An 11,912-nucleotide genomic window follows, 5' to 3' on the forward strand; every position below is an offset into this window, starting at 1 on the left:
TCAAATATCGGTGCATCAGTGTTTATCGTATTAGACATGAGCGTTATTACCGTATCAATAAAATGAAATAATGAAGAATAAAACAGCGTGGCAACAGGTTAATTACCAGCAGCTTGATGAGCGCGTTGCCCTTCCATTGCAAGAGACAGTACAGCCATACGAATGGCAATACCGTTATTTACCTGCTTTAAGATAACAGACTGCGCGCCATCAGCCACGCTCGAAGCAATCTCAACACCACGGTTCATCGGTCCTGGATGCATAACCAATGCATCAGACTTTGCAAGTGCCACGCGCTCTGGCGTAATACCATAGTGTTTATAATATTCACTCGATGACGCTAGCAATGGCGAGCCGATACGCTCGTTTTGAATTCTTAGTCCCATGATGACATCACAGTCCGTGACACACTCATTCATATTTTCATAAACTCGCACACCATAACGCTCAATACCTTTAGGTAATAAAGTGCGCGGTGCACAGACACGGATGTCTTTGACCCCTAAGGTTTGTAGCGCATTGATATCAGAGCGTGCCACCCGTGAGTGCTTAATATCACCCACGATAGCCACTGATAACTCTTCAAAAGGACGCGGCGCTTCCCGATGAATAGTCAACATATCGAGCATGCCTTGCGTCGGATGCGCATGCCAGCCATCACCGCCGTTGATAATGGCGATATTAGGCGTCACTTCTGTCGCCATAAAATGCGCAGCACCTGATGCTGAATGACGCACCACAAAGATATCTGCTGTCATGGCTTGCAAATTCCACAGTGTATCGCGTAGACTTTCGCCCTTTTTAGCGCTAGAGCGCTCGATATCGATATTCAGTACATTGGCACCCAGACGTTTTTCGGCCACTTCAAATGTGGTACGTGTACGTGTTGATGGCTCAAAAAACAAGTTCATCACCGTATAGCCTTCAAGCTCAGGCCGATTGATTAATTGTCCATTTTTATCAAAAAACGTTTCTGCTTTTGCGATAATCGCCTGTAATTGCTCTTTATTAAGGCCTTCTACACCCAAAAAATGACGGATACTGCCATCGGTATTGAGCTGTGGACGACTCAATGATGTATTGAGCCTTTGATGAATGGTACTGGGGTCGAATTTTGCGTAGTCAGTCGGCGAGATCGTATGTAGTGAGCTGCTATCGAGAGAATTTGACATAATGGCAAGTCTTCATTGTGGGTTTGTATGTGTCTATATTAATCATTTATTCATCTTTGTTCGAGCATTTATCGTAGATATACATAGATACAAGGACATTTTGGCGCTTATTTGATACAATTTACCCCAATGACACCAGTCCTATAAATACACTCAGCCACCTGCTAGACAATGTTCGCATAGCGACTGTGCAATATCAGTGTAGCGATCATGACCGAAAACAAGCTTACCAAAGATATTAACGAATAATAATACATATAGTGTAGCTGATTTTACGGTCAGGACAAAGACACGGTATCGCTATTTAAAAATTTGCCCGCCTAGAGTGCGCTTATCACTGCTTATTCTTTTACTCTCAACACCATTTATCAATATCACTTATCAATACCATCTATTAGGAAGCTTTATGACGACTCTAACCAGTTATCTAGACCAACATTCAACCAGCACTGAACTGAATGACGTGATTACTACTGTTACTAACGTTGGCAAAACCATTTCACAGCTACTTAGAAAAGGGGCTTTAGCCGACATCCTAGGCGAAGCTGGTAATCAAAATGTGCAAGGCGAAGATCAGAAGAAATTGGATGTACTCGCTAATGACTTATTGTTAGATGCGTTAGCAAAAAACACGCATTGTGCAGGTGTTGCGTCAGAAGAATTAGACAATGCTACCCCTGCCAACGCTGATGGCAGTCTACTGGTATTGTTTGATCCACTTGATGGGTCATCAAACATCGATATCAATATGGCCGTCGGTACTATTTTTTCTATCTTACCGTACCAACGCCAAGGTCAAACAAGCGAAAACAGTGATTTCTTGCAAGCAGGCAATCAGCAATTGGCAGCAGGCTATTTGTTATATGGCACCTCTACTGTACTCGCATTAACGATAACTGAAAATGTGGTGATGTTCAGCCTAGATCCAGATACGGGTGATTATGTACTCATAGAAGACAATGTGCAAATTGATGCTGATACCAGTGAATATGCTATCAACAGCTCAAACTACCGCTACTGGCGCGCACCGATGCAACAATACATCGACGAGCTGATCGCTGGCGAAGCTGGTGTACGTGGTCGCGATTTTAATACACGCTGGGTCGCTGCCATGGTTGGTGATGTGCATCGCATCCTATGCCGTGGTGGTCTATTTACCTATCCGTTTGATACTAAATACGCTCACAAAGTTGGCAAACTGCGTTTGATGTATGAAGCCAATCCAATGAGCTTATTGATTGAGCGTGCTGGCGGCGGTGCTACGGATGCTGTCAACCGCATCTTAGATATCGAACCGACTGACATTCATCAACGTGTCCCTGTCGTATTAGGTAGCCAAAATGAAGTCGATTATGTTAAAAACTTGCACGTAAATTATTCTGAAAAATAATTGATTTGAGCACATATTAAAGACAGCTAGCAGAATGCTAATCAATAATAAGCATTCTGCTGACTGTCCAAACGATTCCTTCAGTCTACTCTAAGCGATCCACTATGGTAACAAATCCCACCGAGCTGATTACTTCAGATAAGAACACAACGGTTAAACTGGTAAAAGCCCTGTTGACGCAGTCTCGCCAGCGTAACAAACATGGACAGACAGTCATCGAAGGCATACATCTCATCGATGCTGCCTTACGTAGTGACTATCCGTTCGCGCAAATACTACTGGCAGAGTCAGCACACAATCATCCTGAAGTTCAGCAAGTACTGTCTCGCCTGCCGACCTATACGCCTATTATGACGCTTTCAGATTCGCTCTATGAGAGCATCCGAAGCTTGGGCACGGGCATCGACATTATGGCGGTTATTAAAGTGCCGATGCCGGATCTATCGATGATCAATGAGGACTGCCTGATTCTAAATGACGTACAAGATAGCGGTAATGTTGGTACGTTACTACGTACGGCAGCAGCAGTCGGTATTAATAATATCCTATGCACCAGCGCGACTGCGCAAGCTTGGTCTCCAAAGACGCTACGAGCAGGTATGGGTGCACAGTTTGCACTCACTATTTATGAAGGTCTAAGCACACAAGACATCTTAGATTATGTACAAGTGCCACTTTTAGCTACTAGCTCACATACCGACACTTTAATTTACGATCACAACCTAACCACTCCGACGGCGTGGATTATGGGTCATGAAGGTCAAGGTGTCAGCGATGAATTAATGCAATGTGCCACGCCCATAGCCTTACCACAGCCGAACGGTCAAGAAAGCTTAAACGTAGCGATTGCAGGCTCTTTATGTCTATATGAAACCTTGCGTCAAAGAAATTATGCTTAGTTTTCCTCTATAATTCCAATTAAAAGCTTATCTGTAAAGTACAAAAAAACCCACTATCATTTAATAGTGGGTTTTTTATTATCTGTCTACTACTGATATAGTCCAAAAAATCTAAAACGGATACAAGGTAGCCGACTGCATATTGTACAAGTCGTACATCTAAGGAGGGTAACGCCTTAGCCGTTTAGTAGTTCTGTGACTATATATTAAACCTTGCTGGTTAGCTCAGGCAATGCCTCAAATAAATCTGCTTCTAGGAAGTAATCAGCAACGCTCGCGATAGGGGCTTCTGGGTCATTGTTGATAGCAACAATAACTTTAGAATCTTTCATACCTGCTAAATGCTGAATCGCGCCTGAAATACCTGCGGCGATATATAAGTCTGGGGCAACGATTTTACCCGTTTGACCAACCTGCATATCGTTTGGCACATAGCCTGCATCTACTGCAGCACGTGATGCACCAACAGCAGCGCCCAATTTATCAGCCAATGGTTCGATATATTTAGTGAAGTTTTCACCGTTTGCTAACGCACGACCACCAGATACTACGATACTTGCTGACGTTAACTCTGGACGATCAGATTTAGCCATCTCTTCATTAACGAAGCTTGCTTTACCAGTCTCTTGTACATTGTCAATAGTCTCAACAGCTGCTGATCCACCTTCACTCGCCACTGGATCAAATGCAGTAGTACGTACAGTCAACACTATTTTGTCTTCTGAAGTTTTAACCGTTGCCGTCGCGTTACCTGCATAGATAGGACGCTCAAACGTTTGAGCATCTACTACAGCAGAAACTTCTGACAACATGCTAACGTCAAGTAATGCTGCAACACGTGGCATAAAGTTCTTACCAGTCGTTGTCGCTGGTGCGATGATATGGCTGTAGTCTTTAGCGACATCAGCAACCAGTAACGCAACGTTACCCGCCAATTGATGCTCATAAGCTGCGTTGTCTGCTAGCAATACCTTAGAAACGCCTTCAGCTTTAGCGGCTTCGTCTGCAACTGCTTGTGCACCACTACCAGCGACCAATACATGGATATCATCGCCCATTTGCTTAGCAGCAGCGATAGTGTTCAAAGTTGCCTTTTTTAGACTGGCATTGTCATGTTCTGCATATACCAAAATTGCCATGGTTCTAATCCTTTATTTATTCGTATCGTCTATTCATGTCATGAGGTTGTCTGTGTACAAAGTTACTGATGTGGCAAATACTAAATCAGCCGAATTAAACGTGTAACTTTGTACATGATATACCGTAGCGAAGTCTTAGATTACTTTAGCTTCGTTCTTTAGCTTATCAACCAACTCATCCACTGAACCTACTGTAATACCAGCTTTGCGTTCAGCAGGTGGCACAACTTTAATAATCTCTTGCTTAGATGCCATATCAACACCGAAATCAGCTGGTGTCTTTTCATCAAGCGGTTTTTTCTTCGCTTTCATGATGTTAGGCAGTTTGGCATAACGTGGCTCATTCAAACGCAAGTCAGTCGTGATGACTGCTGGCAAATCAAGCGCAACTGTTTGTAAGCCGCCATCGATTTCGCGCGTTACGTTTACTTTATCGCCTTCAACTTTTACTTCTGATGCAAACGTACCCTGACCGATACCCATCAATGCTGCTAGCATCTGACCAGTTTGGTTATTGTCATCATCAATCGCTTGCTTACCCAACAGGATAATGTCAGTAGCTTCAGACTCAGCGATACTTTTTAGTATCTTAGCGATTTGTAGTGGATATGGCTTTTCGTCAGTCAAAACTAACACACCACGATCAGCACCCAATGCTAGAGCGGCACGAATCTGCTCTTGTGATTCTTTTGGACCGATTGACGCAACAATGATTTCATCAATCACACCAGCTTCTTTTAGACGAACCGCTTCTTCTACTGCGATTTCATCAAAAGGGTTGATTGACATTTTGGTGTTTGATAGATCAACGCCAGAGTTATCGGCTTTTACACGAACTTTTACGTTATAATCAATGACACGCTTGACCGCTACTAATGCTTTCATACGTTCCTCGTTTATTAATGTTATGAATTAAAAATTATCAATTAAGAACCAAAGGTTCATTGTTGTTCAAAATAGCATTGAAGGTTGTTAGTGCATCAACAGACAGTCAATAATCAAAAAAATGAAACAATACTAAAAAATATATTTATATCATATTCTCTATCGACAAAATCCGTTAAAGCTAAGCCAACCGTTATTATCAGACCTATGTATCTTGCGTGAGCACGAGCATAAGGTCAAGACAACGCCGTGAATAATGCGTCATAAATTTATCACTATTCTATTACAAATAGTTTATAAGCGAACAAGTTTATGACTTACTTTCACCTATATTCTAAATATCTCCAACCTTTATAGCATTCTAAGCCTTGGGCTTACTTAATATTTTGTTATTATTTATCTCTTTCAAGTTAACGGATAAGAATAGTTAACAAATCTAGACCGCTGACTTGCCATTTTTACTAGAACCAAGCAATAATTCACTGTCACGTATGTCATCAAATAAGGACCAGTCAGGTTCGACGTTATTATTTTTGATGACACTCATATCACCTGTCGTCTCCATAATCACTGCAAACACTTCCGTTTTGGCTTTAATACCATTTTTACGTAGAACCTCTTGCACATCACTGGTGCTAAGATTGGCTTCTTTTAAGTTGTCTTCTAAATACTTGCTATGAGCCATTAAAATAATAGCCTGATTGTCTATCAAGGACTTTAGCGGTTTTATTTTGCGTCTGATGATTGAGATAACGCCCTGAATCAAGAACAACACCGCGACTGCAAACAACCCTTGCAGTAAGGAAGGTTCATCTGACAGTACAGTCGAGGCCAATATACTACCAACACCAACAGTCATCGCAAAATCATGGCTTGATAACTTAGAAAAACTACGCAGCCCCATTAGTCTAGTAAACAGCATCAACCCTGCATAAAAACCGATTGCAGATAAAGAAATCCCAAGTACTTGTTGCCAGTCTATCGAAAGCCAATTCTCCCACCTCATGATATAACCTCATTTATTATGTTTTTATTGATTCAGTATTCATTATTACCTGATGATGTTAGCCAACAAAATCAATAGTACCTGATATTAATAACACCTTGTCATACCAAAAAACTCCCATAAAAAAAGCAACCTGATGAGAGGTTGCTTTTTTTTAAAGTTGAAACAGTATTTTTATTGTTTTAACAAACAAAGTAATCAATGCGTATTGATAATTTCATTGTAATCAAGCTCACTGAAAAACAGTCTACTCAATCACTAATAGAAATTAGATAGCTTCGATTTGCTCAGCTTGTGGGCCTTTTTTGCCATCACCTAAGATGAAAGACACTTTTTGGCCTTCAGCTAGGGTCTTGAAACCGCCACCTTGGATAGCGCTGTAGTGAGCGAATACGTCTTGTCCGCCATTGTCTTGAGCGATAAAACCAAAACCTTTAGCTTCATTAAACCACTTTACAGTGCCTTCAACTTTATCTGACATAAATTTTCCTAACTCTTTAACTGTTGGCGAGACGTGTGTCATCACCGATTAATTGATATATACCTAAATATTTTTTTGCAGAATGCGGCAGTAAAATATACTAAATCATCCTCGGATGACTTGAATTTTTTACCTGAAATATTGTAAGTACAGCTTGATTATAGCAGCTTTTCATAATGACAACAGGTTAAATTGATGATTTTTGTAAATAATTAAAACCAGTTTTTTGAAGTTAGCTCAAGTATTCATTAATCACATAACATATTGATATAAATAATATTTTTTATTCACTTCTATCTATAATCAAAGTCAAAAATTCGGATAAGTTGATAAATCGCAAGGTCAAAAATTGTTAGCGAGCTATAATTTAGACTGACCTTTACTGAGCTATTGGTAACCATTGTGAGCTTAATACTAGTAAGCATAGCGCAAAGAATACCAATGAAAATGACTGGCTGTAAGCGATATATTTAGCCGGTATTACTAAGTCTTTCGGAGAGTCGGGAATACCCTTACGTTTCAGCAGACGCGTTCCATATACCCAACCAAAAGTAGTATAGAGACCATAGGCTGCAGGTACCGCAACTGCCAATGGTGTCAGATCAATCACGTATAACATGACCACGGAAATAAAGAACCATGAGGTATCCAAAAGTGAACTGATTTTAAAAAACTTGGATTGAGGCAATTTGCCATCTGTTGTTTTGAGCATCTCCCCTTCTATCCAAATTAAAACAGCGATCACAGCACTAAGAAGAACATATATGAATTGCGGCGTTAGCCAGTCAGAATAAGATATTTGCACAACATACAACCTGTAATCTATAGGAAAAGAAGAACGGAAATTATTTGATTTGTTTCATAGCTCAAGACGAACGGAAATAATAATCGCCTAACCGGACAAACCATTAGTTAATGTAATAATGCCTGTCTATATTGGGGACTACCATGGGTTTTCAACCCGTAGATAGCCTACCATAAAAGCATTAAACAAATAGAATGCATTAAAAAACCCATGCTATCAGTCGATAACATGGGCTTCTTTAAAACTAAACAGTCTTTCTATAACTTAATGCTGTCTTAGTTCTTTTCTTTATCGATGATTTTATTACCACCAATCCATGGCATCATACCACGCAGCTTAGCACCAGTGATTTCGATCTCGTGCTCAGCATTGTTACGACGACGTGCGGTCATTGATGGATAGTTGGTTGCGCCTTCAGAGATAAACATTTTCGCGTATTCACCAGACTGGATGCGTTTTAGCGCATTACGCATGGCTTCGCGTGATTGCTCGTTGATGACTTCAGGGCCTGTAACGTATTCGCCGTACTCAGCGTTGTTACTGATTGAGTAGTTCATGTCAGCGATACCGCCTTCATACATCAAGTCAACGATAAGCTTAAGCTCATGTAAACACTCAAAGTAAGCCATTTCTGGTGCATAGCCCGCTTCTGTTAGCGTTTCAAAGCCCATTTTAACCAGCTCTACTGCGCCGCCACAAAGTACTGCTTGCTCGCCAAATAGATCCGTTTCAGTTTCATCTTTAAACGTTGTTTCGATGATACCTGAACGACCACCACCAACACCAGCAGCATATGATAATGCTAAGTTTTTGGCTTGACCTGAAGCATCTTGGTAGATAGCGATAAGATCAGGAATACCGCCGCCTTTAGCAAACTCTGAACGTACAGTATGACCTGGTGCTTTTGGTGCCACCATGATGACATCAAGATCACCACGTGGCACGACTTGGTTGTAATGAATCGCAAAACCATGAGCAAAAGCCAATGTAGCGCCTTCTTTAATGTTTGGCTCGATTACATCGTTATAAAGCTCTTTTTGAAACTCATCAGGCGTCAAAATCATAATAACGTCAGCAGCTTTTACCGCTTCTTCTACTTCAGCAACTTTTAGACCCGCATTTTCAGCTTTTTTCCATGAACCTGAATTGGCACGTAGGCCAACAGTCACATCGACGTCTGAATCTTGTAGGTTAAGCGCATGGGCATGGCCTTGTGAACCGTAACCAATAATGGCAACTTTCTTACCTTGGATAATTGATAAATCACAATCTTTGTCATAATAAACGTTCATAAATACAGTCCTTTTTCTCAATCATGGTTTGCCATGGATAGTAAACGCTTATGCAATAGCCACTATCGTAAAATGGTCACTAAGATAAGCGTTTTGTTGATTTTAAATCAATATGATTTAACTAAAATATTCTGTTATTAGACACTCAACCGATTAAAGGCTAAGCGTCTTTTCACCGCGTGAAATACCGATGACGCCCGAGCGTACCACTTCCATGATACGTTCGCGACCAATCACATCAATAAAGCCATCAAGCTTGGCTTTGTCACCGACGATTTGAATCGTATATAAGTTAGAATTGACGTCAACGATTTGTGCGCGGAAAATATCTGCACTGCGTTTAATTTCTTCACGTACACTACCAGACGCTCGAACTTTTACTAGCATTAATTCGCGTTCAACGTGTACGTTTTCTGATAGGTTAAGCACTTTAACCACTTCAATCAATTTATGCAATTGCTTGGTGATCTGCTCAATTCTTTCAGGTGAAGTAATAGTTGTCACAGTCAGACGTGAAATACTTGGGTCATCAGTTGGCGCGACGTTTAGCGTTTCGATATTATAACCACGTTGTGAGAACAAACCGACTAAACGCGACAACGAACCCGCTTCGTTTTCCATTAATACCGAAATCAGATGTTGTTGTTGCATTAGGTACGCTCCCCTTTTGTTAACCACATATCACGCATTGTCTGTCCAGCAATTTGCATTGGATATACATGCTCATTACGATCGACATAAACGTCAATAAATACCAGCTTGTCTTTCATTGCCATCGCTTCTGCTATCTGTGCTTCCATAGTCGCAGGGTCAGTAATTTTGATACCAACGTGACCGTAACTTTCGGCCAATTTAACGAAGTCTGGCAGTGAATTCATATATGACTGTGCGTGACGACCTTCATATAGCATGTCTTGCCACTGCTTAACCATACCCAATTGAGCATTGTTAATGTTCAGGATTTTGACTGGCAAGTTATATTGTAAGCAGGTGGATAGCTCTTGGATATTCATCTGAATAGAGCCTTCGCCAGTAATACAAACCACATCACGCTCAGGGTTGGCAAGTTTAGCAGCCATTGCATACGGCAGACCAACACCCATGGTACCAAGACCACCTGAGTTCAGCCATTGACGTGGCTCATTATAGGTATAGTAAAGCGCTGCAAACATCTGATGCTGACCGACGTCACTCGTGATAATAGCGTTACTGTTAGTCACTTTATCTAGGGCTTGTACGACACTTTGTGGCTTAATGCCATTGTCTGTGCTGGTGTCATAACGCAAACCATGACGCTTACGCCATTCGTTAATCTGCGACCACCAGTCAAACAATGCATGTTGCTCAAGTTGTTTGTCTTCACCGATAATATCCAACATATCGGTCAATACTGACTTCACATCACCAACGATAGGAATATGAGCAAGAATCGTTTTTGAAATAGACGCAGGATCGATATCAATATGGATAATAGTCGCGTTAGGGCAGAATTTTTTGACGTTGTTGGTCACGCGATCATCGAAACGCGCGCCCACTGCCAAAATCACATCAGCATGATGCATACTCATGTTGGCTTCGTAGGTACCATGCATGCCAAGCATTCCCAAGAACTGATTATCAGAACCAGGGAACGTACCAAGACCCATCAATGTGTTGGTCACTGGTAGGTTTAGACGATGAGCAATATCTCTCAGCTCTTCGTGAGCCTTACTCCAAATCACACCACCACCAGCGTAGATAATAGGACGCTGTGCGGCTAGTAGCGTCTCTACAGCCTTCTTAATTTGACCACTATGGCCTTTTAGAGATGGCTGATATGAGCGTATAAATACTTCTTTTGGATACTCATAAGCGAATTTTTCGCTAGGTGCCGTCATGTCTTTTGGCACATCAATTACCACAGGGCCTGGACGTCCAGACTGTGCAATGTGAAAGGCTTTTTTAACAATCATTGGAATTTCGCTAGCATGGCGTACTTGAAAGCTGTGCTTGACGATAGGACGTGATACACCAATCATATCGGTTTCTTGGAAAGCATCTTCACCGATGAGGCTGCTTGGCACCTGACCTGCGATTACAACCATTGGTACAGAGTCCATAAAGGCAGTAGCAATAGCTGTCACAGTATTGGTCGCACCAGGACCTGATGTGGCTAACACGACGCCAGTATTACCAGTCACTCGCGAATAAGCATCTGCCATGTGGCCTGCTGCTTGCTCATGACGCACCAAGATGTGCTCAATATTTTCTTGTTGGAACAAGGCATCATAGATATGAAGAACTGCACCGCCTGGATAGCCAAAGATATATTTGACACCTTCATCCGTTAGCGATTGCACCAGCATCTCAGCACCAGACAGCATTACAGGCTGTGCACTACCTTCAGCAAGGCGTTGTTGCTTTTCTTCAAAATTTTTGGCGGCATTACCCGTTTGGGTATGTCCAGTCATGTTTGGACTTTGCGTGGTTTGCGTCACTGTCATCACCTTTTTTTTTGGCAAGCAGTAGCAGTACTTTATAAAAGAAAACAACGACGTTTACACATGGTTATTCAGCTCGTAAAAATGAGTGCTAATACTTATCCATATCAAGAATGTGTGCCCGCTATATTTCAGTCATGCTGTTTTATAAGACAACATAGTACTTAAACACAGCAATATATGTAGGGTCAGCTCTGTGATAGGAGTTTATCGATGTACAGTGACAAGATGCGAGTGCATCTATAAAAGAGGCTTATTATTGATGATTAACACGAACCAGTATCTATACTCGATTGATATATACCTAGGCATTAAAATAGGTAGAAAAATAACTTTGATAGCCAGTAACACATCGCAATATCA

Annotated in this window: 11 protein-coding genes; 2 read left to right on the forward strand and 9 right to left on the reverse strand. The window is 41.4% G+C overall.

Annotated features, from left to right (window positions below; genetic code table 11):
- Positions 1 to 98: 98 nt before the first annotated feature.
- Positions 99 to 1,172, reverse strand: coding sequence for an aspartate carbamoyltransferase catalytic subunit (locus ACZW67_RS04145; RefSeq protein WP_201592618.1), 1,074 nt, complete (start codon positions 1,170 to 1,172; stop codon positions 99 to 101).
- A 406-nt stretch (positions 1,173 to 1,578) separates the two neighbouring features.
- Between ACZW67_RS04145 and ACZW67_RS04150 the strand changes: the two genes are divergently transcribed.
- Both ACZW67_RS04150 and ACZW67_RS04155 read left to right on the forward strand, forming a co-directional pair.
- Positions 1,579 to 2,562 (forward strand): class 1 fructose-bisphosphatase, encoded by a 984-nt coding sequence (locus tag ACZW67_RS04150; RefSeq protein ID WP_465182269.1) that lies wholly within the window; start codon positions 1,579 to 1,581, stop codon positions 2,560 to 2,562.
- Positions 2,563 to 2,666: 104 nt separating this feature from the next.
- Entirely contained in the window at positions 2,667 to 3,461 is a 795-nt protein-coding gene (locus ACZW67_RS04155) for a TrmH family RNA methyltransferase (RefSeq protein ID WP_465182270.1), read from the forward strand.
- Positions 3,462 to 3,667: 206 nt separating this feature from the next.
- On the opposite strand, the gene ACZW67_RS04160 is transcribed toward ACZW67_RS04155, so the two are convergent.
- The 8 genes from ACZW67_RS04160 to ACZW67_RS04195 form a co-directional block, all read right to left on the reverse strand.
- Complete coding sequence (locus ACZW67_RS04160) at positions 3,668 to 4,600, reverse strand: electron transfer flavoprotein subunit alpha/FixB family protein (RefSeq protein WP_197217851.1); 933 nt, start codon at positions 4,598 to 4,600, stop codon at positions 3,668 to 3,670.
- A 135-nt stretch (positions 4,601 to 4,735) separates the two neighbouring features.
- Positions 4,736 to 5,485 carry an electron transfer flavoprotein subunit beta/FixA family protein gene (locus ACZW67_RS04165; protein WP_110923967.1) on the reverse strand — a complete coding sequence of 250 codons (750 nt, stop codon included), beginning with the start codon at positions 5,483 to 5,485 and terminating at the stop codon, positions 4,736 to 4,738.
- 436 nt (positions 5,486 to 5,921) lie between these two features.
- A complete protein-coding gene (locus tag ACZW67_RS04170) occupies positions 5,922 to 6,491 on the reverse strand; it encodes a DUF421 domain-containing protein (protein ID WP_465182271.1) in 570 nt (189 codons plus the stop codon).
- 268 nt (positions 6,492 to 6,759) lie between these two features.
- Entirely contained in the window at positions 6,760 to 6,972 is a 213-nt protein-coding gene (locus ACZW67_RS04175) for a cold-shock protein (protein ID WP_010196799.1), read from the reverse strand.
- A gap of 379 nt (positions 6,973 to 7,351) precedes the next feature.
- Positions 7,352 to 7,777, reverse strand: coding sequence for a hypothetical protein (locus ACZW67_RS04180; protein ID WP_197217852.1), 426 nt, complete (start codon positions 7,775 to 7,777; stop codon positions 7,352 to 7,354).
- Between the two features lie 275 nt (positions 7,778 to 8,052).
- Positions 8,053 to 9,069, reverse strand: coding sequence for a ketol-acid reductoisomerase (gene ilvC / locus ACZW67_RS04185; protein ID WP_110923966.1), 1,017 nt, complete (start codon positions 9,067 to 9,069; stop codon positions 8,053 to 8,055).
- Between the two features lie 153 nt (positions 9,070 to 9,222).
- Entirely contained in the window at positions 9,223 to 9,720 is a 498-nt protein-coding gene (gene ilvN, locus ACZW67_RS04190; protein ID WP_110923965.1) for an acetolactate synthase small subunit, read from the reverse strand.
- Positions 9,720 to 11,432: an acetolactate synthase 3 large subunit gene (locus ACZW67_RS04195; RefSeq protein WP_465182311.1), complete on the reverse strand. Its 1,713-nt coding sequence runs from the start codon at positions 11,430 to 11,432 to the stop codon at positions 9,720 to 9,722. The genes ilvN and ACZW67_RS04195 overlap by 1 nt, the downstream gene beginning before the upstream one ends.
- Between the last annotated feature and the right edge of the window lie 480 nt (positions 11,433 to 11,912).

It is taken from the genome of Psychrobacter sp. TPE 89C (genome assembly GCF_055522395.1).

What these genes read in the sequence shown, in the direction of transcription:
- ACZW67_RS04145 (WP_201592618.1), bottom strand. Translation starts at nt 1,172, where the DNA reads ATGTCAAATTCTCTCGATAGCAGCTCACTACATACGATCTCGCCGACT.
- ACZW67_RS04150 (WP_465182269.1), top strand. Translation starts at nt 1,579, where the DNA reads ATGACGACTCTAACCAGTTATCTAGACCAACATTCAACCAGCACTGAA.
- ACZW67_RS04155 (WP_465182270.1), top strand. Translation starts at nt 2,667, where the DNA reads ATGGTAACAAATCCCACCGAGCTGATTACTTCAGATAAGAACACAACG.
- ACZW67_RS04160 (WP_197217851.1), bottom strand. Translation starts at nt 4,600, where the DNA reads ATGGCAATTTTGGTATATGCAGAACATGACAATGCCAGTCTAAAAAAG.
- ACZW67_RS04165 (WP_110923967.1), bottom strand. Translation starts at nt 5,485, where the DNA reads ATGAAAGCATTAGTAGCGGTCAAGCGTGTCATTGATTATAACGTAAAA.
- ACZW67_RS04170 (WP_465182271.1), bottom strand. Translation starts at nt 6,491, where the DNA reads ATGAGGTGGGAGAATTGGCTTTCGATAGACTGGCAACAAGTACTTGGG.
- ACZW67_RS04175 (WP_010196799.1), bottom strand. Translation starts at nt 6,972, where the DNA reads ATGTCAGATAAAGTTGAAGGCACTGTAAAGTGGTTTAATGAAGCTAAA.
- ilvC (WP_110923966.1), bottom strand. Translation starts at nt 9,069, where the DNA reads ATGAACGTTTATTATGACAAAGATTGTGATTTATCAATTATCCAAGGT.
- ilvN (WP_110923965.1), bottom strand. Translation starts at nt 9,720, where the DNA reads ATGCAACAACAACATCTGATTTCGGTATTAATGGAAAACGAAGCGGGT.
- ACZW67_RS04195 (WP_465182311.1), bottom strand. Translation starts at nt 11,432, where the DNA reads ATGCTGTCTGGTGCTGAGATGCTGGTGCAATCGCTAACGGATGAAGGT.